Annotated in this window: 13 protein-coding genes; all 13 read left to right on the plus strand. The window is 36.0% G+C overall.

The window, feature by feature from the left end:
• Positions 1-923 precede the first annotated feature (923 nt).
• The 13 genes from HF876_RS07815 to HF876_RS07875 all read left to right on the plus strand — a co-directional run bounded on the left by HF876_RS07815 (position 924) and on the right by HF876_RS07875 (position 26,224).
• Positions 924-3,188, plus strand: coding sequence for a hypothetical protein (locus tag HF876_RS07815; RefSeq protein ID WP_169359505.1), 2,265 nt, complete (start codon positions 924-926; stop codon positions 3,186-3,188).
• 1,056 nt (positions 3,189-4,244) lie between these two features.
• Positions 4,245-4,730 carry a hypothetical protein gene (locus HF876_RS07820; protein WP_169359506.1) on the plus strand — a complete coding sequence of 162 codons (486 nt, stop codon included), beginning with the start codon at positions 4,245-4,247 and terminating at the stop codon, positions 4,728-4,730.
• A 333-nt stretch (positions 4,731-5,063) separates the two neighbouring features.
• Positions 5,064-7,289: a hypothetical protein gene (locus tag HF876_RS07825; RefSeq protein WP_169359507.1), complete on the plus strand. Its 2,226-nt coding sequence runs from the start codon at positions 5,064-5,066 to the stop codon at positions 7,287-7,289.
• Positions 7,290-7,452: 163 nt separating this feature from the next.
• Positions 7,453-9,018 (plus strand): ABC transporter substrate-binding protein, encoded by a 1,566-nt coding sequence (locus HF876_RS07830; protein ID WP_169359508.1) that lies wholly within the window; start codon positions 7,453-7,455, stop codon positions 9,016-9,018.
• 34 nt (positions 9,019-9,052) lie between these two features.
• Positions 9,053-9,973, plus strand: a complete 921-nt coding sequence (locus HF876_RS07835) for an ABC transporter permease (RefSeq protein WP_169359509.1) — start codon at positions 9,053-9,055, stop codon at positions 9,971-9,973.
• A gap of 107 nt (positions 9,974-10,080) precedes the next feature.
• The gene (locus HF876_RS07840; RefSeq protein WP_169359519.1) at positions 10,081-10,884 is read left to right on the plus strand and encodes an ABC transporter permease; all 804 of its coding nucleotides are present in this window, start codon (positions 10,081-10,083) and stop codon (positions 10,882-10,884) included.
• A 23-nt stretch (positions 10,885-10,907) separates the two neighbouring features.
• The gene (locus HF876_RS07845; RefSeq protein ID WP_169359510.1) at positions 10,908-11,801 is read left to right on the plus strand and encodes a serine hydrolase; all 894 of its coding nucleotides are present in this window, start codon (positions 10,908-10,910) and stop codon (positions 11,799-11,801) included.
• An 11-nt stretch (positions 11,802-11,812) separates the two neighbouring features.
• Positions 11,813-12,805, plus strand: a complete 993-nt coding sequence (locus HF876_RS07850) for an ABC transporter ATP-binding protein (RefSeq protein ID WP_346764049.1) — start codon at positions 11,813-11,815, stop codon at positions 12,803-12,805.
• The gene (locus HF876_RS07855) at positions 12,802-13,797 is read left to right on the plus strand and encodes an ABC transporter ATP-binding protein (protein ID WP_169359512.1); all 996 of its coding nucleotides are present in this window, start codon (positions 12,802-12,804) and stop codon (positions 13,795-13,797) included. The genes HF876_RS07850 and HF876_RS07855 overlap by 4 nt, the downstream gene beginning before the upstream one ends.
• Before the next feature lie 1,002 nt (positions 13,798-14,799).
• Positions 14,800-20,124 (plus strand): S8 family serine peptidase, encoded by a 5,325-nt coding sequence (locus HF876_RS07860; RefSeq protein ID WP_346764048.1) that lies wholly within the window; start codon positions 14,800-14,802, stop codon positions 20,122-20,124.
• A 578-nt stretch (positions 20,125-20,702) separates the two neighbouring features.
• On the plus strand, positions 20,703-22,154 hold the full coding sequence (locus tag HF876_RS07865) for a right-handed parallel beta-helix repeat-containing protein (protein WP_169359513.1): 1,452 nt from the start codon (positions 20,703-20,705) through the stop codon (positions 22,152-22,154).
• A gap of 1,477 nt (positions 22,155-23,631) precedes the next feature.
• Positions 23,632-24,474 (plus strand): DUF6574 domain-containing protein, encoded by an 843-nt coding sequence (locus tag HF876_RS07870; protein WP_169359514.1) that lies wholly within the window; start codon positions 23,632-23,634, stop codon positions 24,472-24,474.
• Positions 24,475-24,490: 16 nt separating this feature from the next.
• Positions 24,491-26,224, plus strand: a complete 1,734-nt coding sequence (locus HF876_RS07875; protein WP_169359515.1) for a TcaA NTF2-like domain-containing protein — start codon at positions 24,491-24,493, stop codon at positions 26,222-26,224.
• Positions 26,225-26,835: the final 611 nt, after the last annotated feature.

The following is a 26,835-nucleotide window of genomic DNA, read 5'->3' on the forward strand; positions in this document are numbered from 1 at the left end:
TATTACAGGTGCCTGGCACTTGTAATAATTAACAGTTTTAAAGGCAGACATTATATAAATATAGCAAATTCTCTTTGAATCTTTCCAAAGATATAAAACTTAGTTCCTATGCTGAATAGACTAGTGTTTCAAGTATTTTACAGGAGTTTTACAACGTAAAAAGAGATATTACAATGAAAAAAGTTTGTGATTAGGTTTATAAGGTAATAGACAAGTGCTATTGTACTATGCATGATAGGTCATAAAAATATCATTCTAAGATAAGGAATTCAGAGATTATAAACCTAAAAAGGAAGTATAAGTAAAACGAATTCTATTTGGATATTTAAAAAAAGAAGTAGAAAACGATAAAAAACATCGACCCATGAATGAGACGATGCTAAGTTAATTTCCATTTATAAATTCTCTTCATAAAATAAGAAAAGAAGCATCCGAAGATCAGATGCTTCTTTTCTTGAGCGATAAAACGAAGGAAGTAGAAGGCTGCACACTAATTAATGTACAAACAAGTTTACGGCGTTACACATTTATAAGTAACCTTCTATACTGTACATCATAACATATATTTGGAAAAATGCACGCCTTTTTCTAAAAAATATAAAATTATTTTTAAAATCAGACTTATCCTAATAAATGGAGATAAGCAATAATATATCAAACTATATTGTAAAAAGAAAAAATTCTAAAAAAGACTAGCCTATTTGGTAATATTACTGTATTATGGAAAGTGTAATGAGTCACTGGTGCTTTCATAACATCATTCTTTAAAAAAACTGGTAAACTTTCTATATTATTGGTTGATTTTAGTATAAGAGTTGGGTATACTCATATATTGTTAGGGTGATGATAATGGACGCGATCAGGCGACCGCATTTACACACTACAAAAAAAGCAACACACAAGCGAAGGGAGATCACAAGTTTATGAAGAAAAAAGCTATTAAAATTGCAGCTTCAACTGCAGTAGCAGCTTCAGCATTCGTTGCAGCAGCACCAGCTCAACAAGCAGATGCAGCAACAAATGTAAATCAATTAATCACAGACGCACAAAATGCAGGTACAGTTCTTAAATGGGCTATTTCAGTAGAAGGTACTGCTGACTACAAAAATGAACCATGGACTGAGTACAACAATGCTAAAAACGCATTGAAAAAAGCTGAGGATGCAATTGCAAAATTAGATTCTTCTGCAAAATTATCTGCTCAAGCTAAATTAGTAGATCCAAAAGTACAAATCTCTCGTGCAGGCGCATACATTGATGCTATTACTTCTGGTAAAAAAATCATTGCTAAAAACGCTGCATTCGAAGCTGCTGTTAAAGCAGGAAACTTAGATCAAATCGAAAAAGAATATCATGTAGTAACTGAAGAGTTCCGTAAACAAACAATTCTTAACTACCGTGTTTATGGACAATCAACTCGTGATGAAATCTTAAAAGTATATAAATTACCAATCGAAAAAACAGTAAGAGAGTATGCTTCTGAAGTAACAGTTCACATGTTAACTAAAGCTGCAGCTACAGATGTTAAAGCTTCTAAATTTGAAGAAGCTGCTAAAAAATTAACTGAAGCACAAGCTATCCTTGATGCTGAAGTATTAACTTGGGAAGCAGTTCTACAAAAATCAGTTAATGATGTAGAAGCTTCAATTCCATTACAAGTACTTTCACTTGTTAGCGATAACAAAAACACTGTGACAGTTAAATTTTCTACTAAAATCCAACCTGGTGCAGCAGTACTTCCAGCTGGACAATTTACATTCTCTAACGGATTAATCGTTCAAGCTGCTTCTGTAGCTGCAGACGGTAAAACTGTTACTTTAACAACTACTGACCAAGTTTCTAATACTGAGTATGCATTGTCTTACCAAGGTAAAGCTACTGGTAAAGCATTCAAAACTCCAGCAAAAGCAACTGACACTACAATCGGTGTTGTTGAAACAGATGCAGTTAACTTAGATAATGGTGGCGAACGCTCTTATACAGTTAACGTAACTAAAGCTGATGGAACTCCATATACTGGTGCAGTTAAACTTGAACTTCTAGATGCTGCTCTTGCAGTATATGCTGATGAGTCAAAAGTTAGAGTTAAATCAGTAAATGGTTCTACAACTACTGGCTACGTTGCAGCTGATGATGAGTATATTGTTTCTGCAGTAAACGGTAAAGTAACATTCATCGTGCAAGATGTAGTTAACAATGACGATACTATTTCAGTAATTCCAAGAGTAACTCGTATTGAAGACGGATCTTATAAATTAGCTCCTAAAACTACTTTCTGGAAAGCAGCAGCAGATGGTCAAGTTACTGCAGATGTATCTTCTGTAACTGTTGACACTACTAACGGCTTTATCTATATGAATGGTTTAAAATATCTATATGATGCTAATGACAAATTCTTCTTCAAAAATGTAGAAGTATCATCAGCTGATTTCTTAAAAGCTCTTTCTGCACAAGATAAAGTAGTGTTTAACTACAGTGCAACTAAAGCTAACGTATCTACATTTACAATTGATACTGATGTAACTGCAGATGCAGCATTAAAAGTTACTAATCCATCTGACGTTCTTACAGCTGATACTAATGCAACTCGTTTAGAAGGTACTGGACAACCAGGACATATCATTGAAGTTTACAAAGGTACAGTTGCTACAGGAAATGCAGTTGCAACTACAACTGTTTCTTCTAATGGATCATGGGTTGTTAACTCATTAAACTTAACTGAAGGTGCTAAAAATGACTTCGTAGTTACTTCTAGACCAGTAGGTTCTAATACAGCTACTTCTACTGTTTCTGGTGTAACTGTTTACCAACAATTCTTTGCTACTGAAGCAGGTGGATTATTCGCTACTGACGTAGATGGTAACGGAAACATTGGAATTGGAGACATTGTTACATTCAATGTAAAAAATTCTACTTTAGCTAATAATGAACTAAAAGTATCTGCAAGTGCGAAAATTACACTTCAAGATGACCAAGGTTACACTCGCTACTACACAGTATCTAAAGTAACTGGTTCTAAAAACCAAGTAGTTATCACTGGCGTAGAAACTAAAACACCAGTTGATGCATACAAAACTTTATTCGGTAATACTTTAGTAAAAGTTGAAGGTATCTCTAACCAAGATAACCTAGTATTTAACGTAGCTAAATCAGTTGACGTTAAATTAGATACAACTACTACTCCTTAATAAAAATAAACGAAACGTTGCTTTATAAGTCAATTTATTGATGAAATAAGCGGGAAATGAATTCAAGTCTATAGTTTCTTATATCAGTTAAATCTTTTATAAGAAATTATCAGACTTGGATTATTTTCTAACTATAACTTCCAATTTATAGGTGTGATTCCTATATCTGTATAACAGTCATCGTGCAGATGCCTAATCCTCCTGGATCCTAAGCTGTACTGATAAACAACTAGGGTTAAGTCAGGTGAAGACGTACTCATTAATGAGGCGGGGCTCCTTAAAAAATAGCTATGGTCAGGAAAACGAATCCATGTAGGTAAGATGAGTTAATAATTATTGAGAAAATTGCTAGGGGTTCAATTTTTATCCTTAAGTTTGCAATAGCTTAAAGGCAACCTGTATAATTGACTGTCAAACTGGTTGTTCTCATTTTAATTAGTGGAGGCCTAAGGTTATTAAAAAGAGGGATGGTAAGTTATGGAACGTTTGAAATTCTTCTAGGAGAGGTGAATCAGCACCAATGAAGTTAGAAGAATGGCAGCGGGTTAATAGTAGTGTGGATAGCTAGCCGATTGAACTTATATGGTAACATATAAGGAGGGGAAAACTAGCAGGAGCGAAGGAACCCAGTCAAATGGTTATATTTTTTTGTCTAAAATTATCTGAATATTCAGTAATATTTTTTTGATATTAATAGTAATTTTTGGATTTTTAATAAGGATATAGGAATATAGATATCCATTTGATGGCACGCCGTATGCGATGAAAGTCGCACGTGCGGTGTAGGCCCGAAACGAAAGCTGTTAATTAACAGTATAAGACGGGAATAGCTTTTATGGTTCAGTTAAAGAAATAGCTAAGGGAGTCGAGTCAAAAGAAGGAGCACAAACGGTTGTTACTTTTGAATTCTTTGACAATTTCCCAGATGCAACAAGTAACTTTAAATTTTATATTAATGACGGAGACGGCATTGTAAAAAATAACTTATTCGGATCTACCCAGAAAACAGTAAGCGGTAAAGTCTCAAAAAGAACTGCTGAAGAAGTAGCGAAAGCTTTGCATGAAAATATTTACGTAACACAAAAAGGTTCTTATAAAGATTTAACAGACAAATGGGATATTACTACCGAAGGAAGTAAGTTGATTTTTACTTCAAAAGACAATAAAGCTTTCCCAGATGCAGTATTTAACATTAACGAGAAAGAAAACCGTGCTGAAATTAAAGGTGAAATGAAGCAAGAAGTTTTAGGCAATGCAGCTATAGTAGGACAGTCTGAAGTCAATGAATTAACTATAGAGGGTTCTGCTTCAAGAAATGGTCAATTCACAGTAACTTTTAATGATGGCACAAGTACTTCTAAAGTAATCAACGTAGCTAAAGGTGATTCTAAAGAAGTTATCGCTTATAAAGTAAGCTTAGCTTTCAAAGATTTAGTTAATTGGAAAGTTACTTATAATACTGGAAGTGCAGTAGTTGGCTTTGAAGCGAAAGAAAAAGCTAAAGATAAAAATGTACAAATTTTCTTTAGTGACTATAAATGATTATAAAAGCATCCGTTAACTCGGATGCTTTTTTTATTTGCTCTTTTTGTATGAACTATAGACATAGTTTGAAAGTTATAAAATCCACTAATCTGTATAAAGACTTTGGCATGACTTTTGAAATTAAGAACAAGTAAATATAATAATTCCACTTTGGGATATGCTTCTCGCTAATGTTGAAGTCGTCCCTGTGTAAGTGTAATACAATACGGAAAAGTATTCGAAAGTTAATGAAAATTTAAAATAAAAAGTTATAATATAGTTATTAGTAATTTTTAGAAAAGAATGAATTATTAAGTCTAATGGTAATTAAAAATAAAGGGGAGAAATGTCATGAACAACAAAACTAAAAAAATTGCTGTAGCTACCGCAGTAGCAGCATCAGCAATTGTATCAATCGCACCACACCAAGCAGACGCAGCTAGTAACATTGACCAACTAATGACGAATGTCCAAAATTCAAGTACTGTTTTAAAATGGGCAATCTCAATAGAAGGATCGGCTGATGGGGTAACTCAGCCATGGAGTCAATTTAATGAAGCGAAAGCTGCTATCGCAAATGCAGAGAAAGAAATAAAAAAGCTAAGCTTTTCCGAACAGTTGAAGTATGATCTTAGATTGACAGAAGCAAAAACACAATTAAAAAGAGCACAAGGGTACTTAGATGCCATTACTGCTAGTACCAAAATTAACGATAAAACAATTGCACTTTCTGCAGCTGTTTCAGCAAATAATCTTGATTTAGTGGAAAAAACATATCATGAAATGACTGCAGAGTTTCGGAAGCAAACCATTTTATTAGATAGAGTGTATGGACAATCTACTCGAGATAGAATTCGAAACGTAGTTAAGGGTCCAGCTGAGAAGCTGATTAATGAATTGAAAAATGATGTTACGGTTCATATGAAAACTAAAGGAGCCGCTGAAGATATTAGATTATCTAGACAAGCAGAGGCTGCTAGAAAGATATATGAAGCTCAAGCGATATTAGATGCTAATGCTCTAAAATGGGAAAGTAGACTGCAAAGTAGCTTAACCTCAGTGACAAATGCTTTGCCTATCGAAATTAGCTCCATTTCCAGAATAGATAATACAACACTTAATTTAAAGTTGAATAGAGCTATATCATCAGTTCAAATTTCAGAATTTACTGTCGATAATTCTTTGTTAATCACGAATGCAACTTTAAGTAGAGATGGATTAACGGTAACCTTAACCACATCTGCTCAAACTCCAAGTGTGAAGTATTCAGTAAAGTATAAAGGAAGTACGGCTAGCTTCATTGCACCAGGAACTATCATTCCTATTCAAATGGGTAATTCCACAGTTCAACATAGAGACACTTCGGAAGTACTCGCATTAACAGGCACTTTTTCTGGTTATGGGTATAGCTCAGTAAAAATTGATATTCCTGCTGGATTAAAAGTACTTAGCATTAACGGAATAGAAAATAACATTACTGGATCCAAAAGTGTGAATGTATTGCCTGACAAAAATGGTACTATTAACATTACATTTACGGCGAGCAATGTAAATACTCCAGCATTAGACAAAGTAATCACCTTTAATAGATTAGAAAATAATAGAGTGGCTGACACACAAACATCACCTACTTTAAACTTCTATGCGCCTGCAAAAACAGGTACTATATCAAATAAAGCAGTACGCTATATAGACAATACGAATAATTATTTTGTCACTTCAGACGGCTTCAAATATATTTTAAAGGGTTACTCAGATACTTATAAAAATGAAGATGTAGCGGTATCTTTAGATACTTTTAAAGCTGCATTGAATATTGAAGATATTGTAAACGGAAATTATCAAACAAATTCATCATCTTCTTTCAATATCTCAGTTAACCACTACTCAGTGCCATTACTGTTAGATTCACAATTTGGTTATAAAAACGCCTATGGTTACCGTATGTTAGGAAACCAGCTCGAATTCTCAGGGACAGGCCAACCTAATTATGAAGTATTCTTCTTTAAGAATACAGGAGCTCTCCTTGGTAAAGTGAGAATAGGCTCTAATGGAACCTGGAAATATAAAACGAGTATTGAACAAAATGCTATAAATGATTTTTATATAGTTCAACAACCTGCTGGGAAATTAACTCCAGCTTATAATAGTGGTACTAGTTTTAGAGTAATTGAAGGACCTTTTAATATCCAATCTGTAGGCGATGGGAAAACTCCTGATGAAGATATTACTAATGAAGAACTAGAATTCACAATTGCACCAATTTCTCGTGCCAATACAATAGTATTTAGAGACAATGCCATAATTTCTAATTCTGCATATATTACCTTAAAGGATGAAGATGGTACAACCGTTCAATACACTAACAATAAAAATAGTAACCTTTTCTCTAAAACTACTAATGGATTTAAAGTGAAGTTTGGACCTAATGAGGACGATAAACTATCTGGAGAAGTTATTGCAGTAGGTAAAACACCAGGTTTATCAGGGCCTTTAGAAGTAATAGCTGTTGAAGGAATAAATAATGCCTATAATAATATAAATATAATCCCTAAATTACTAATAACTAAATATTAAACTGATCTAAATCCTCCAAAGAGATATTCTTTGGGGGATTTTTTCATGTTTAACATTCAATAGTTTCTAACCTAAAGCATATCTACCCACCTCAATGAATATATTGTTGGTAATACAAATTTCCGGTATGGACAAGTTGCCATAGGAAAATGGGGGGAAAGATATGAGAGGAAAACGTTTAGGTTTCGTCGGTATGTTTATTGTGCTAGCACTCTTACTATCCGGATGTAACTGGTGGAAGCAATCGGATTCTAAGGAGGAAGCTGGAGAGGTCGTAGTAGGTTTAGTATCGGAGCCTGATTCTGTTGATATTCATCGAACATCGTCGACTGGTGAAGCGAATACTGCATTATATGATACGTTACTGAAACTGGATAATGAGGGGAATATCGTACCAAATTTAATAACTGATTACGAAATTATAGGGGACGGTAAAGAGGTTATTTTTAATTTGAAAGAGGGAGAGAAATTCCATTCTGGGAAGCCGGTTAACGCGGAGGCGGTTAAGCTTTCCTTCGAAAGATTGGTTGCATCCTCTCCTTTCAGTACGAATGCTGGAGATATAGAGAGCATTGATGTGGTCAGTGAATTCTCATTTAAGATTAAATGGAAGGATCAGTTTGCACCATTTTTTATCAATGCAACTACTTACTTTTTGTCCCCGTTAGATAGTTCTGTTTTGGATGAAAAAGGAGAAGGGTTTGAGAAGAATCCTAGTGGTTCTGGCCCTCTGAAGCTGACGAAGATTAACCGTGGTGACTCTCTAATTTATGAGCCTTATAAAGACTTTGATTGGAACGAAGGCGGTCCAGGGTTTGATAGTGTGAAATTTAGATTTATACCAGATGAAGAAACTAGAATTTTAGAGTTTAAGAAAGGGAATCTAGATGTTTTATTAAATGTACCTTACCAATATATTGAGGACTTAGAGAAGGATTCCGAAGTGACGATTGAACGTGTACCTGGGGACGTCCTAAGTTATTTAGGCTGGAACAATAAGCTTCCTATTTTCCAAGATAAAAATGTTAGACAAGCTATTGCAATGGCAATAGATCGAGAGTCTATTATAGATAATACATTAAATGGAGAGGCAAAATCGGTATTTGGACCATTACCAAAAGCTGCGTTTGGCTATAGCGAGGAAATCGAAACAATGGCCAAAGAAAAATATACAAGAGACATTGAGCAGGCAAAGAAGCTTTTAGCGGATGCAGGCTGGAAGGAAACGAATAAAGATGGAGTAGCGATGAAGGATGGCAAGCCTTTTGCTGTGGATTTATGGGTAGACGATGACCCGGCCAACCAACGAGCAGCTCAGGTTATCCAAAATCAATTAATGGATATCGGTATTAAAATAAACATCTCAGTAAAAGAATCTGCAACTATAATTGAACAAACTCCTAAAGGGGCACACCAAATGTTGCTTTGGAGCTTCGGATGGCCAGATGCTGACGTATTGAACTTCTTATTGTTTGGGAAAGAAAAATCCAAGCGGCTTCATTATGAAAACGAAGAAATTTACAGCATTTTGGATCAGGCTGCGATTGAAATGGATCAAGACGCTAGATTAAAGCTCTATGAAGACGCAATGAGAATGCTCGTGGAGGAATCACCATTTGTGCCGCTATATGTAAAAGAAAATATTACGGCAGTTCGTAATTTTGAAAGTTTTGTAGTCCATCCAATTGAAGGAAGTATCGAATGGAAAGAAGTAAAAGTTAAGAAATAGAAGTAACATACTTTGTACAAAAGGAGGCGTCAACTTGTCATCCTATCTGCTAAAAAGAATCACTACAATGTTTATTACCATTATTGGGGTCTCCATTTTAGTATTTATGATTATTCACTTAATCCCTGGTAATCCAGTCAATCATATACTCGGTGACTATGCAACAGAGGAATCTATTCAGGAATTAGAATCTAGACTTGGATTAGATCGGCCAATAACTGTTCAATATTTATCCTACATGGCGAGTGCATTTCAAGGAGATTTAGGAACCTCTTTTATAACTGGTTATACCGTAGTGGAAGAGATTATGAATCGGATACCGGTAACTGCACAATTAGCATTCTATAGTATCTTGTTTGGTTCGGTTTTAGGGATAAGTATTGGTATATTAGCCGCTGTAAAAAAGAATACCATCTATGATCAACTAGCGATGACTTTGGCTCTAATTGGTATTTCTGCACCAGGTTTTTGGATTGCACTATTTTTAATCCTGTTATTTTCTTACCAGTTAAGTATTTTCCCGATTTCAGGATATAGCGGGTTTTACTCTCTCATACTTCCTTCCATTACTTTAGGGCTTGGGACGGCGGGAAGTATAGCGAGAATGACTCGCTCCAGCATGCTCGACGTGATTAAACAGGATTATATACGAACTGCTCGAGCGAAGGGTGCCGGGGCATACCGATTAATCTTCCAACATTGTTTACAAAACGCGGTAATACCGGTCATCACATTGATTGGTATGCAGTTCGGTTATTTAATGGCGGGAGCAGTAGTAACGGAAACTGTATATGCACTCCCGGGACTCGGCAGCCTAATCATTGCAGCGATATCTACCCGTGATATTCCAACTGTTCAAGGGTTATTGCTATTTATGGGCTCTATTATCATTCTTGTAAATTTTATAGTTGATTTGCTATATACGAAGTTAGATCCTCGTATTCAATACGAATAAAGAGTCGTGTGAGAGGAGAGAGAAAGCTGAAACCTGTAGATAATACCAATACTTTAACTTTAGAACCTACTCAATGGAAGTCTTCTAAAACTACCTTTATTCAAAAGATGAAGAGAAACAAAGGAGCCGTCATTGGCTCCTGCATATTACTATTTTTCATCATTACTTCAGCTTTTGCTCCATTGTTTGCAACATATCCTGTAAACGAAATGAACTTCGAAGATAGCTTAAAAGGGCCAAGTATAGATCACTGGTTGGGTACAGATGAATTTGGAAGAGACATTTGGACTCGTATTCTTTACGGAGGTAGAGTTTCCTTATTGATGGGCTTGTTCGCAGTTGTTATCTCAGGAACAATTGGCGTTCTATTAGGAGTCGTTGCCGGATATTACCGAAAAGCAGATATTTATATCATGCAGTTCATTGATATTTTAATGGTTTTCCCATCCTTACTAATGGCTATTGCGATTGTTGCTGTTTTAGGAGTAGGTTTAACAAATGCAATGATTGCAGTAGCTATATCGGCTGTTCCTTCCTTTGTCAGAGTTGTCAGAGGAGCAGTTTTAATGATTAGAGAAACGGAATATGTAGAGGCTGCTCGAGCGCTAGGGCTAAGGAACGGGAAAATAATATTTAGACATATCCTGCCGAATGTTACCTCTCCAATCATCATCTTAGCAACTTTAGAATTCGGTAGTGCCATACTTTCTGCTGCATCGCTTAGCTTTTTAGGACTAGGGGCTCAGCCACCTAATCCAGAGTGGGGAGCACTAGTTTATGTAGGAAAATCATTTTTAAGTCAAGCATGGTGGATGACATTATTTCCTGGACTAGCAATCATGCTCGTAGTACTGGGCTTTAACCTGCTAGGCGATGGTTTTAGAGATGCATTAGATCCTAAATCCAAATAATTATCAAACAAGGAGTGACTCAGTTGATTTTACAGCAAAAAATAGAGGACTATATTAAGGATTTGGAAGCGGACTATGGAATATATATTAAGCATTTACAAACAAACGAAGAGGTTAATATACAGGAAGACAAGTTATTTCAAACAGCAAGTGTGGTCAAACTTCCAGTTCTAGCAGCCTTATATGAAAAGGTATATAGTGGAGAGATTAAACTTAACCAGAGGATACAGCTCACCGAAGAAGACCATGTACCTGGCTCTGGAGTATTTCAGGAAATGGAGTATGGGATAAAGCCGACTATTAAGGATTTAGCGACCATGATGATCATTGTGAGTGATAACCTTGCTACCGATAAATTATTGAAAATTCTTGGTGGAGTTAAGCCGGTGAAAGAAGCAATGGACAGATTAGGGCTTAAAAATATTTATATCAAGCATTCCATTTGGGAACTTTTGAGCTTGAGTGTAGGAATACCTTATCAGCCATACAGTGCAGAGCTTTTTGATGAAATTATTAGACGCTTAAAAGAACAGGAAGTAGATTGGGAAAGTGTCGTTTATCAGCACAATAAAGAAAGCAATGTGAGCTCTGCAAAGGATATGTCCCTTTTACTAGAACTGTTTGCTAAAGGAGAGTTTGTCTCAACAAAATGTTCAAGTGAAATAGTAGATATCCTATCTAGACAGCATTACCAGCAACGTATTGGAGGGCTGCTTCCTCGTAATACGCCTGTAGCTAATAAAACGGGTAGCCTTGGAACGATGTACAATGATGCAGGGATCGTCTATTTACCAGAAGATAAGGGGCAGTATGTCATTTGTGTTTTCTCAAATGGCAATTCTTTAGAATATGAGGGAGACGAGCCAATTGCTCAAATTTCTAAATTAGCATATGAATATTTCTTAGGCGGGAGGTAGATCGATTGACTATCCAACCTTTAGAGGACTTATTAACGATTGATCATTTAAATATATCTTTTACAAATCATAAATCGGAAGTCATACCAGCAGTCAAAGATTTATCGTTTTATATTCAACAGGGGGAAACGCTAGGCTTAGTTGGAGAATCAGGCTGTGGGAAAAGTGTAACTGCCTTATCATTGATGCAGTTAATTGAAGAAAATACGAGCTCTATTCAAGGTGAAATCGTCTTTGAAGGAGAGAATTTAAACACATTTTCGGAAAAAGACATGCACAATATCCGGGGCAATAAAATCTCGATGATTTTTCAGGAGCCTATGACATCTTTGAATCCAGTCCATAAAATAGGAAAGCAGATTAGCGAGGTTCTTTTTCTACATGGGTTTGCTACGAAATCAAACAGCAAGGAAAAAACAATTGAAATTCTAAAAAAGGTAGGGATTCCTCGAGCAGAAAGCATCATAGAAGAATATCCCCATCAGCTCTCTGGTGGTATGAGACAAAGGGTCATGATTGCAATGGCAATGGCATGTAATCCTAAACTACTCATTGCAGATGAGCCTACCACTGCATTAGATGTAACGATTCAGGCACAGATTTTAGAGCTGATGAAGCAATTGCAGCTGGAATATAACACAGCAATCTTACTCATAACCCATGATTTAGGGGTAATCTCGGAAATGGCAGACAGGGTCATCGTCATGTATTATGGACAAATTGTTGAGCAAGCAGATGTTAGGACAATCTTTAAGAACCCAAAACATCCCTATACAATTGGTTTGTTAAATTCTGTTCCGAATATCCATAGTGAAAGTAATAATCGTCTCACTCCAATCGAAGGAAATGTCCCTAATATAGGGGCAATTAAGGAAGGTTGTCCGTTCCGCTTTAGGTGTCAGCACGTACATGCCAAATGCCAAGAACATAATCCCCCCTTATTCGAGCTGAATGCTCAGCGGGTAAGGTGTTGGTTATACGAAGAGCAGGGGGTGAAATCTTGAATAAACCTCTGTTGATTGTAGAGAACTTAAAAACTCATTTTCCCGTTAAAAAAAGTTTCTTTAAACAAAAAAAGCAGTTTGTCAAAGCCGTAGACGGACTGAATTTTTATGTGAATAGAGGAGAAACATTAGGGATAGTAGGAGAGAGTGGCTGTGGCAAATCAACAATGGGTCGAAGTATTCTTCGTCTGATTGAACCAACAGAAGGAAGAATTACGTTCAAAGGGGAGGAGATAACCTCCTTAAACGAAAGAGACCTAAGAAAAATGAGAGGCGAGATGCAAATAGTTTTTCAAGATCCTTTTGCTTCTCTTAATCCCAAAATGACAGTAGGTGCAATATTAGGTGAAGCAATACAAACCCACCAAATTGGACAAGGCTCTAGGGAAAGAGCAAAAAAAGTCCAAGAGTTATTAGTGAATGTAGGTCTTAGTCCAAGTTACATCGACCGCTATCCACATGAATTTAGCGGCGGACAAAGACAGCGAATTGGAATTGCTAGGGCTATTGCTGTGAATCCCTCTCTAATAATCGCAGATGAACCTGTTTCTGCTTTAGATGTCTCAGTCCAGGCGCAGATACTAAATCTATTTCAAGATTTAAAAGAGTCTCTTGGTCTTACTTACATATTCATCGCGCATGATCTTAGTGTCGTAAAGCATGTCAGCGATAGAATAGGTGTGATGTATTTAGGGAGAATAGTAGAATTATCCAATAAAAAAGGGTTATTTCAAAATCCACTACACCCTTATACGCAAGCGCTCATGTCGGCAGTTCCTTCATTAGATCCAGATGTAAAGAAAGAAAGGATTATCTTAACAGGTGACGTACCAAGCCCCTCCAACCCGCCGAGCGGCTGTACTTTTCACACTAGATGTCCCTTTAAACAAAGCATATGCGAAATGGTCGTTCCTCGAGAGATTAATGTTGCGGAAGGTAGGTATGTTAGTTGTCATAAATATGATGATGAGTTTGAGGAGAGTTTTGTTTGAGCTGTCCCTGTGTCCCACGTAATTCCCTTATAATTCATTCCAGTAAGCAGCCACATCAGGCTGCTTTTTTCTTCGTTTCTACTTCTGTGTTACACATATTTAAAAAACTGTGTTGAAAATCTTTCCGGATAAAGATAGTGACTATTATTCGCATTCAAAATTTTATAATAGGGTCCATAAATTAATAGTAGAATGAAAAACTTTCCTCCCTTTTTTCACATAATATGACAGAGAATGCTGTCGATAAAGATGGAATAAAGAATAATTTACAAGAATAAGAATTCAAATGTAATTAATTGTCGGAATAATACAATTTATTTTTCCTTGAAATATTTGTATATTTTAATAGGGAGAATTAGGAAAAAAAGATTTACTATTGACACAGAATGTATGCGATTAAAGTCTTCTAATCAGTGGAGGTTTAAATCCAAAGCTGCTATATGAAGATTGTGGTATACGAAGCAAATAATGTAGCAATAGAATTACACGTTGCACAAATGCTGATTTAGAAGATATTGCAGAGGTTTAGTAACAGAGCGGATAGGAGGTGAAAAAATAGATGTGCTATATGCTGGGTCTAATTGTAGTGCTAACGATATGCACCATTAGTAGCGCAATAGCCATCAGGGTCGGAAACAGTTGCTAGTGGTATTAATTAAGCTGGCTAATGGTTCTTAAAAATACTCTACAAAACGATTACCGCATCTTCAATACGGATTTGAAGCAACCTCTGTAAAGCTTTGCTAATTATTACTGTCAATAATGTAAAAAGGTTTTTCTTGACCCCGTAACAAACAATTCTCTCATAAATATTTATTCCAGCGGTAGATAGCTATTCTTTCATACTTGAAAGCACATAGATTGGTAAGTATTAAGTACAATTTGATACCTCATCTATCTAATAGGAAGTGTGCGATCCTCATTAAAAGACAGTAGCTTAAAGATGAATTTAAAATTGCGCTTTAAAAGTAAAAAACATTTGTACTAATAGGGGGGAATTTAGTGGGGAAAAAACTAGTTTATAAGTTTTTTAAAGTGTTTTTAGTACTAGCTATGGTCTTGACGATGTTCAGTCCAATGATGACTGCATCCGCAAATGGGGAGAAAAAGCCGTTCAAGCCAAACATTCCAAGTGAAAGTACTATGGAGCTAAAGGCGGCAATAGCAGAACAAGTAAGTTTGTCGCTTAATGGACCGAAGCTTCACAAAGATTTACAAAATATTTCAGGCAATCAGGAAGTTGCTGTAATTATTCATCTTTCAGAGAAACCTGTTGCGCTTGAAAAAGGAATTAATGAGTTAAAAGGAAAATCGTTCACTGCTGCTCAAGAAAGTAAGATAAGAAGTAATGTACGAGCTCAACAAACAGCTGTAAAGAAAGAGATTAACCTTAAAAAGATATCAATGAAACAAGGATATACATTTGACACTGTTTTAAATGGTTTTGCGGCGGTTGTTAAAGCGGAAGACCTACCAAAACTATTAGAAGTTAAGGGTGTAACGCTAGTAGAGCCTGATGCAATCGTTTATGCATCGGAAGCACCTCAAAAAACAAAAACTGTTAATTCCTCTTCTATTAAAAAAGAGGGAAAAATAGATGCAAAGATGAATACAAGCATTTCATTTCTTGGCATTGAAAGACTTTGGAATGAAGGAATAGAAGGGCAAGGCATTAAGGTTGCAGTACTAGATACGGGTATTGATGCAGACCATCCAGAGTTTGCTAACATCTACAAGGGCGGAAAGAATTTCATACCTAATTCATCTACGTATACAAGACCTCGTGCAGACGATGATGCATCGGAAACTTTACCTTCCGAACGTCCTGCTGGAACTCCTGAATTTAATGCGAATGGGAGCTCATTCTATACATCTCATGGTACACATGTTGCTGGTACAATCGCAGCGATCGGGGCTAATGAGTTCGGAATCAAGGGAATTGCTCCAAAGGTAGATTTATATGCTTACCGTGTATTAGGTGCTTACGGAAGTGGATCTACTTCAGGTATCATTAAAGCTATTGATACTGCGGTAGTAGAAAAAATGGATGTTATTAACCTTTCTCTTGGTGGGGGAGCTAACACTGAAACAGATAGTGGATCTTTTGCAATTAATAATGCAATGATGGCAGGGACTATTTCTGTAATTGCTACAGGAAACTCAGGTCCTAACCGTGGGACGATGGGAACTCCTGCTACTGCAAGATTAGGAATTGCTGTTGGAAACACGACTAATCCGGAAAAAATGCATAACGGACAAGTGAAAGTTACGGTTGGTGAGTATAATTTAACAAAGCAACTGCAACTAATGGGGACAACTTTTGGTACAGACGTTTCCACTCAGCTTCAAGGTGAATTTGATTTAGTTGCTGTTCCTGGAAATGGAGAAGTAAAAGATTACAACGGACTAGATGTTCAAGGAAAGGTTGTTCTAGTTTCTCGTGGCGGAATTGCATTTGTCGATAAAATTGCAAATGCAAAGCAAAACGGGGCTATGGGAGCAATTATTCATAACTTTGCGGGAGGTACCGGTGCACCAAATGCCTCTGGAACATTCTTAGGAGACTCTTTTGACTTTATCCCAACGTTTGATATGTCTCAAACAGACGGGGACGCAATTCGTGCAGCATTAGTAAACGGATCAGGGAAGGTTTCATTCGGGAACTTTGGTTCTACACAAACTACTGGGGATGATGTGAACAGCTCAAGCTCACGTGGGCCATCTACTCCTAACTTTGATATTAAACCTGATGTGAGTGCACCTGGTACAAACATTATGTCTACAATACCTATGTACAAAACAGACTTCCCGGAAGCTGTGTATGGTGAAGCTTATGATCGTAAAACAGGAACGTCTATGGCAACTCCTCATATCGCAGGGATTGCAGCTCTTGTTAAACAAGCAAATCCGACATGGAATGCTTTCGATGTAAAGGTTGCTCTTTCCAATACAGCTAAAATTCTAGACAAGACTAAATTTGATGTGTTTGCGCAAGGCGCTGGCCGTGTAGATGCGTATGCCGCTGCTCATCCAAATGTACTTGCTTATGCAATTGACACAGCTGTATTAGATGGAAGTGGAGCAGTTGTTGAAAACTTGAAAGGGACGGTCACATTTGGTCCGCAATCTTTGAAGGATAATAACATTTCTGTTACAAAACAAATTCTAGTAAAAGATTTAAAGAATACAGGTGGAAACTATAATGTAACCGTAGATGTTACAAAAACATTTGCGGATGCTAAAGTGACGGTTGATAAACCGACATTTACATTGGCAGGAGAGCAGTTGTTAAACGTCACGTTGACAGCTTCTAAAGCAACAGCACCACCGAAGGGATCTGAAATTCTAGGTTATATCCGTATTAACGGTGGAGGTTCAGAGGTTTCATTACCATTTGCTGCAGACTTTTCTACTGTTGTAGCACCTTCTACAGAAATTAAAGATATGTCTATTACAGAAACAGATCTTTCCTTTAATGGAGATGGTGTGAAGGACACAGCTAACCTTTCATTCACATTAACTGGTCCTGTGACAACAAACTATATTGAGCTTTGGGATATGATGAATCCTGAAAGTGGAGAATATGGAGATGGTTATATCGGTTATTTACATGCTGGTACTTCACTTGCAGCAGGTAAATGGACGCTACCGATTAATGGCGAGTACAAACCTTGGAGTTCTGCACCTGCAACAACCATTCCAGACGGTCTGTACACAATTGACTTTAGTGGTCTAACAACAACAGGAGCAGTCATTGGTGATTATGCAGGTCCAATCGTAGTAAAGACAACTAAACCAGAAATCGCAGGCTCTGTGAAGGACGGAGTGGCAACCGGGAAAGTAACAGACAAGTATATTACGTATAACGAAGAATTATATTTATACGGATTAGAATATGATTTGAATGCAAAATTAAATGCTTCCTATGTTGCAACTGTAAACGGAGTACCTGCTGCGCCTGTAAAATTCAATTTAGCACAGGACGGGTCATTCACATTCCCAGTGGCAACAGGAACTAACTCTATCAAAGTAGTTGTCCAAGATGCTGCAGGTAATGTAGGAGAAGCATTAATCTATGAAAATAACAATCCTGATCCAGAACCAGAACCAGTAGTAACACTAGCTGTTAATCCATCTAAACTTGATTTAGAAACTGGTAAAACAGCTCAACTTTCGGTTATAGAAACATCTACTCCAGCAGAAGGAACAGCGACTGATAAAGATGTAACTGCAGAAGCTACTTACACAGTAGCGGACGAAGGTGTAGTAAAAGTTTCTAAAGGATTAGTAACAGCTGTTGCTAAAGGATCTACAACAATCACTATTACTCATGGTGCAAATACAGTGACTGTCAATGTAACCGTGAAAGATGCTGATGTTATTGTCCCTGGCGTGAAGCTAGTTGCAAACAAAACGCAAGTTGATTTGGATCCTAAAAAAGAATTCCAACTGAATATTAAAGAGGTAACAACAACTGCAGATGGTAAAACAAAACAACAAGATGTAACGAAAGCTGCAACATACAAAGTAGCAGATACTAAAGTTGTTTCTGTGAAGAATGGTTTAATCACAGCTAAAAATGCAGGTAGTACAACAATTACCGTTAAATATGGTAAAAACGAGCTGACTATTAATGTGAACGTGATAGAACCAGTCGTAACATTGACTGCGAACAAAACTGAGCTTAATTTGGATCCAGGAAAAGAAGCTCGCCTAACGATTAAAGAAGTAACAACTGGAGCAGACGGAAAAACAAAAACAGTCGACGTAACGAAGGCTGCAACATATAAAGTTGCGGACAATAAAGTCGTTTCTGCAAAAGAAGGATTAGTAATTGCTAAAAATGCAGGTAGTACAACAATTGCAGTTAAATATGGTAAAAATGAGTTAAATGTGAATGTTACAGTTACAGAGCCAGGAGTGACATTGACAACAAACAAAACACAAATCGATCTAGAGCCAGGCAAAGAATCACAACTGGTTATTAAAGAAGTTACAACAGGTGCTGACGGAAAAACAAAGCAGAAGGATGTAACAAAATCTGCAACGTATCAAGTAGCAAACGGTAATGTAGCTTCTGTTAGCAATGGCTTAGTAATAGCGAAAAGTGCAGGAGAAACAACAATCACAGTTAAGTATGGTAAAAATGAATTAAAGGTAAATGTCACAGTTACAGAACCAATCATCACTCTGACTACAAACAAATCAGAGGTTAATCTGGAACCAGGCAAGGAATCTCAACTGAAGATCAAACAAGTAACAACTTCAGCAGATGGAAAAACAAAAGAGGTTGATGTAACAAGCTTTGCAACGTATAAAACTGCCAATAACAAAGTGGCAACGGTAAGCGGTGGCTTAATCAAGGCTAAAGGTGCGGGCACTACAACCATTACAGTAAAATACGGTAAAAATGAATTAACTGTAAATGTATCAGTTACCGAGCCAGAAGTAACATTAACTGTTGATAAAACAGAAGTTAGTCTAGGGTCAGGAAAAGAAGTGCAATTAAAAGTGAAGGAAATTACAACAACAGCAGATGGAAAAACAACAGAAAAAAATGTTTCCGCATCTGCAAAATATAAAGTAGCAGATACTAAAGTAGCTTCTGTAACTAATGGTTTAGTAAGAGGAAAAGCGGCAGGAAATACAACAATTAACATTAAATATGGCAAAAATGATTTGACAGTAAATGTGTCGGTCATTGAACCAAAAGTCACATTAAGTGTTGATAATAACCAATTGAATTTAGAAAAAGGAAAAGAAGCTCAGCTGACTGTTAAAGAAATAACGACAACGGCAGATGGAGAAACAACAGAAAAAGACGTTACAACATCTGCAAAATATAAAGTAGCAGCTCCTAAAGTAGCATCTGTAACTAATGGTTTAGTATTAGCAAAAGCAACAGGAGAAACAACTATTACTGTTGTCTATGGTAAAAATGAGCAAACAGTAAATGTATCTGTTTCAGAACCAGAAGTAACTATTAAAGCAGATAAAACGCAAGTGGATCTAAAACCAGGTAAGGAATTACAACTAACTATTACAGAAGTTACGACATCTGCAGATGGGCAAACATCTGAAAGAGATGTAACAATAGCTGCTTCATACAAAACAGATAATAATAAAATTGCCTCTGTCACTAGTGGACTAGTAAGAGCAAAGAGCATTGGAGAAACAATGGTCACTGTTAAGTATGGTAAGCACACAATTATCATTAGCGTAGTAGTTTCTGAACAAGGGAAATTGGGTAGTGAATCGGTTAATAGCGAATTATTCCTACTTCCTGAAGTACCTACACCAATATTCGAGGATAAAATTGCAAGTTAATTAAAATGGAAAAGGAGTAGCAGACGTGAAATCGTCGGGCTACTCCTTTTTTGATATGGGAAAGTTGTGTCTGTCCCTGTGTCAGACACAATTCTCGAACTATACATTTTAAAGAAGTAGCCAAGGGAGGAACCGGGCTACTTTTTCTTGTTTTCCGGCTATGGGAGAGTTGTGTCTGTCCCTGTGTCACAAACAATTTACAAACAATTCATTTAAACAAGAAGTTGATGCCTTACTAAAAAACTACATCTATATTTCAGAAAGATAGTCAAAGGTAGGTTACTTTTGTTGCAGTTAGTGAATGCTATTCTAAAGGATTAAGTTGGTCATGTTTTGTTTAAATAATTAAATTGGTAGTTTTAGCAATTGGAGTAGTTATCATGCAAGTTAGATTACTTTTTATTGATGTTGCTATTGCTAGAGAAATGAAAAGTAATCATTAGTTCTTTTTTTCTATTCTATCTATAAGAGTTAGGGTTTGATACAATGTAACAAGTCGAGATGAAAGTTGTATTACTTTAGTTGTTATTATTTTCAATAAATTAGAAAATTTAAATTATTTAAGTCGGAGTTGAATTATGAAGAATTTTAAATGGAAAGAACTTATTTTTACACTAATATTAATGATGATTGTTGGGCTCATCATAGGTTATAGTCTAGCTACTACGAAATCATTAGATCAATCGGATTACATAGAAATACATAAGTTTGGAGCTATCGGGGATGGAAAAACAGATGATACTCTCGCTTTTCGGAAGGCCTCTAAGGAAAGAGGGATTATAAGCTTAGAATCTGGCAAAACTTATTTGATTAGCAAAACGATTTTTCTCGATTTAAGCACGATCAAAGGAATACAAGGGAACAATGCCAAGATTCTTGTTAGAGGAGATATTCCTGCCTTTCATTTAACGGGGAATAAAATAGAGGATGGCGCTGAACCACCATCCAATGTGGGATTAGAAGATGAATTTTCAGCAGTAATTGAAGGACTTCACGTATACTCTAACAATCACCAAGGAACAGCGTTAGTTTTAGATGGCTCCTTTGGAGTAAATATATCAAATTCCCACTTTTATAGCCTTAAAAAAGGGATAGAGCTTATCAATAAAAATAGGAATGTTATTATTACAGAAAATCAAATATGGGATATGGCTGATTACGCGATTCACTATAATAACACAAACACACATCAGAGCATCATCTCCAATAATCATATTTCCTACGCGAAGATTGCCATTTTATTTGAAAATGGTGATGTACATAACACGCAACTAAATAGTAATGATATTGAGGTAGGACACTCGGAAAATGACAATACACTTAATGCGGTTAAAGTCATTGCAAGCGAGGTAAACTCGCAATTTTCCCAAGCTCAGATTGTAGGAAATACGATTGAGGATCACTTTCATGCTAAAGAAGGTTTATTGAACTTTTATGCTGAAACCTTTGATCCTTCGAAGATAGGAACAGACGATGTACCTTATATAGGTATGGTTGAATTAGTAGGAAATGAATTTTCAGGATCATCGAAGGCGATTGTCTTAGAAAATAGTAATGATTTAATCGTAAACGGAAATACCTTTAAGATTATCACAGAAGTGTTTATCTCTATTTTTACAGGCGGGGAAGGTATTAATATAACGGGAAACACTTTTTCGGGAAAAATAAATAAAGATTCGGGCGGGAGGGTCCTTGAAGTAGAAGGAGGAAAAACTGGATTTAACTCCTCCTTCAGGTACTTTATGTTTAACAATAATTCTGCGTATAATTTATCCGAGAATCTCATTAATATAAAGAAAAAAGACGGAGTGAAGGAAGAATTTAACGTATCCAATCTAAGTATGAGCAATAATATCTTCAATACAACTAAGGCAACAGATTATGTGATTGATATTAACGTACCTTCTTTAACAAATGCGATCTTTAGCTCTAACATTATTACTACAGGTAGTAATAATGCGCTAAAAATAACTGGTGAAAATGAAGGTAGTTTAGTGATTAGGGATAATATTGTTAATGGGTTGGAGTAATTGTGTCTGTCCCTGTGTCACACACAATTTCCGCACAATTAACTGTGACTAGATTCGAGCGGCAGAGTCGTTTTGTATCTGTCCCTGTGTCAGATACAATTTATCAAAGGAAGTAGTCAAGGGAAACCCTGGCTGCTTCTTTTTTAGAGGTAAACCTAGAGAGAGGGCTGGGGGAGCTTTATCCTCGTTCGCAGGGATTTATGACGGGGCGCGAGAATATATAACCCGTTCGGAGGGATTTATGACCGTTCGCGAAAATATATGACCCGTAGAGAATTTTTGACCTAGTTCTCTGTTTATTTCCCTATGTTCCACACAATTCATCCAAAGAAGTAGTCATAGGGAAACCTGGCTACTTTTTTATTACTCCTAGACGATAGCTGGAGGAAATTTGTGTGCATCCCTATATCAGACCCAATTTATGTTATAAAAGTGTCCAGGACAATAGGTGCTATTAAGTCTACCAGGGGGTATGGCATATATATTTACGTAATCTTAGATAGAAGAAAGTTTATTTTTGGATTAAACGCCAGTAGAGCTACGAATCGTTTCCTTAACAACTTTGTATTGTTGCACAGTTGACTTATTTTCTGGGTATAAGCATAGTTCAAATTTTGTACCGTTAGGATTTGTAATAGGTAAAATATTGAGTTAGACATTTCTCCATTCTTTCTTTCATACTTTTTATCCCCTTCGTCATCTTCTTTGACTAGTAACTAAGTTTTTATAATACATATCAAATCAAAGCAAGTAGGGTAGACGTACTATTCTATAGATCTCAGTTGAGCTGCTTAGATCAACGTAAGTCCAAAAGAGTCATGACCCTTCACTAAAAAGATATCTCTATTGTTAAAGGTATAACCCTAATAAAGGAAATTTATTTTAGAATAATCCATTCTATACGCTAAAGTAAACTTATAAAAATACATTTAAATAGGTTATTTTTCATAGGAATATAAGCATATGTTATAGCGAACACTTTTTACAGCATCGATTGAAGATACTAACAATTAAGAATTTGTATTGGATAGAAAAAAAAGACTAGTAATCCTATTCATAACTTACATCAACTTGGAATTTTAAGGAGGTGATCAAATGGTGGAAGATTGCAAAGCTTGCGGTGGTACCGGAGAAGAATGGATTGCAAATCCTCTTGGAGGAACTAAGGTTCCGTGTGGAGCATGTGGAGGAAGAGGGTATTAATTTAATTTAGAGATGTATGTAAAAGAATCATAGAACGTACAAGCTGTTGTACGTTCTATTCATAATGTAATTTATAAAAGAAAGAGAACGGCATCCAAGAGAAAATAATTAATTATAACTAGCTTTTTATAAATCTTTACTAAGAATTTATATATAAAAACGTATTCTTACTAGTGAATAATATGACACATATTAAATTAATAGAATTCGTTCTATTGGATGACTACAAATAATATCTTTTCTTTATGACCTGAAATTATGAAGGAGGACAAGGATGAAAAAATGTATTTCATGTGGGAACGAGCAAGATACAGGTAAGTTTTGTGGGAAATGTGGGGGAGAGGTTGTAGTAAGTATAAATGGAAATGCTGAATCGAGTGCAGAGTTATCTACTTCGAATGTTGCTGGAAATCTAAATGTTCCGCATACTACTAATGCATCCTCGAATGAACGTGTTGAGAAGGTGAAAGAGCATTCTAAAATGTTTTGGAACTATTTTGTAAGGTACATAAAAAGACCTTCTGAATCATTTGTGACCGGTACTTCAGAATTTATCAATGCACTTATATCAATTTTGATTTTCGCTATTATTTTCGGGATTACCATTTACGTTTCTATATCTAGTTTTGTCCAAGCTGCGTTGGATGGGCTTGGAGGGCTAGGGGAATTTTTTATTGGAGAGATAGAGAGTCCTCCATTTTTTAGTATATTTGGTTCAGCGTTTCTATTTGCTATAGTATCTATGGGATTAGTTTTTCTAGCTTTATTTACTGTAACCAAGTTTTTTGGCCCATCAAAAACTTGGCAGGAATTATTAAGCTATTATGGGGCGTATATGCTTTTAAGCAGCTTAGTAGGATTAATTGGTCTTATCTTATTTCTACTAAATATTTATGTTATAGGAAGTGTGATTGTCATTCTTTCTTTTTTAATCATGCTAGCTATTATCCCTACCTATATAATCAATAAATTACTTGAGTTAAAGTCCCAGAAGCTCGATAAATTCCATGGTTACTTAGTGTATATTCTCTTATTTTCATTTGTTTATTGGATTTACATTAAAATTATTGCAGACTCTACTATAGCTCCAATGATAGAACAATTAAGAAGTTTGTGAGAGAGGTGATTGTCTAATGGAGACTTTTTGTAAAGAGTGTGGTCACCAATTGATAACGGGTAATAATATATGTGTGAACTGTGGGAACCAAGTCATCCAGCCTAAAAGAGTGAAAAAGTATAAGAAAAAAGAGAAAATGTATTTTGGTATAACGGTAGGTATAATTTCTATAATTATAGGTTTTTCTATGTGGGCTAATTCTTATTTTTCACAGGAGTCTACTGGAAAAAGATTTGCCGAAGCTATTTCTGAGAAAAATACGGAGAGTTTAACGAAATTAGTTGTCCATCAAGATGGTTCACCAATTATCGCTATGGAAGCGGAAGCTCTTGTGAAGCTGCTAGTGAAAGAAGGAAAAAGGTCTATCGAGGATTATTATTCTATCCAGCCAAATGGAAAGTTCTTAGGCGTCTTTCAAAAGCATCAAGTAGAAATGGTTGACCAATTTGCTTATGTAGAGGGAACTGTAGAACCTTTATCGTTTCGGTTTAATAAAGAAAAAGTAAAAGAAGAAGATAGGGGAGAAGACTTTGTATTGATGGGGCCTCTATCCCCGGGAATATATGATTTAGAAACTAAATTTGAAAATGATTTTGGTTCAGGGGTAACAACTTCTGAGATTTATTTATGGAATGTGGAGGGCGAGCCATCCTGGATTCAGTTGGAACTGCCTTTTTCAGAAGTAGTATTTGAATTAGAGAACTATTCAACTGCAATGAAAAAAGCAAGTGTATTAATTAATGAAACTGAAATATTAATAAATAGTAATGGTGCTACAGATCCAATTGGCCCCATTATGCTAGATGGTACACAAAAAGCAAAATTGGTTGTTGAATATCCGTGGGGGAAAGTAGAATCAGAAAATATAGGAATTAATAGTGACTATCAATTTTTAACAGCAAGTTTTTTAACAAAAAATCAAGAAACAGAGGTAGCTAATCTATTGTTGCAGTTTGGAGAAGAATTAGCCCAAGCCAAAGCTGCTAATTCGACTGATGTATTTACGACTATTACAGAAGATAATGTAGAGATCATTCAAAACCATATATTGAATGGTAATTCCTATAATAATCTCCTTTACTCTGGGCAGTTTGAGGAAATGAGTATGGATGCAAATATTTTAGGTTTGTTAGAGCATATACCCGGCATTAAGGTTAATGCAGAGCTTCTATATAAAGAAGCAGATTATTACTTAGAGGACACACCTGAATTTGTAAGTAAATCATATCCGTTCTTATTTGAATTAACGTATGATGAGCAAGAGAAAAAATGGCTCGTTCAGAGTGAAGACAAATGGAATACTGTACAAAATGCTACTCATGTCTTAAAGGGATCAAATACCTTATATGAACCAGACCAAGAAACTATTAAAACAGCAAAAGTAGATATCATCAAGGAAGAAATAGAATATTTTATGGGAAGATTTCTTTATGCAAGTGTGGATGCGATTAACAATAATTCCATGTCCTTTGTAGAATACTTAATGACAAAAGACGGGCCCTCACTAAAGGAAACAACTGACTATATAGCTAATATGAAAGAGAAGGGAATAACCCAAATATTATTATCTTTTAGTGTAGATAAAGTAGAAGAAAAAGAAACGGATGTATGGCAAGTTGCCTACACTGCGGAATATCGAACATTCTACCCTGACAAGGAAACGATAAAAAAGTTTAAGACGGTTTCTATAGTAAAGAAAGTAGACGGTCAATGGCTTGCAGACGAGTTGATATCTACTGATGAAATATAAGAATGATTATGGAGTATGTCTATCCCTGTGTCACACACAATTTATTAAAAGAAGTAGTCAAGGGGAACCCTGGCTGCTTCTTTTTTAGAGGTAAACCTAGACAGTTGGCCGGATAAACTTTAGCATCGTTCTCAGGGATTTCTGACCGTTCGCGAAAATATATGACCGGTAGAGAGTTTTTGACTTAGGTTTATACCCTTTCTCTGTGTCTGTCCCTTTGTCACACACAATTTCCACACAATTCATCGAATGGAGGGGCCGTGGGAAGCGTTCGGCTACTCTTAGTTGTGTCTGTCCCTGTGTCAGACACAATTTCTGCACAATTCATCAATAGAGTAGCCACAGAAAATGTCCGGCCTCTTTACTCGTGTATTCAGCTAGAAAGTTGTACGTGTCAAAATGTTTAAAGCAAACTTATCAACGTTCGCTGAGTTTTATGACATGTAAAGGAGTTGGTTTACAGTATCTCGTATAAAAAGTGAGTAAGATACTTCTTACTCCCATGATATACTCAAATATAAAAGAGTTATTAATAGCCCAGTGGTAATATGTCAAGCGAAAAAAAGAAATGAATTGGAAATTACTTAAGTGATACTTTCCAAATGAACACT

Origin of the sequence: Psychrobacillus sp. BL-248-WT-3 (assembly GCF_012843435.1) — a bacterium.
Taxonomy (GTDB): domain Bacteria; phylum Bacillota; class Bacilli; order Bacillales_A; family Planococcaceae; genus Psychrobacillus.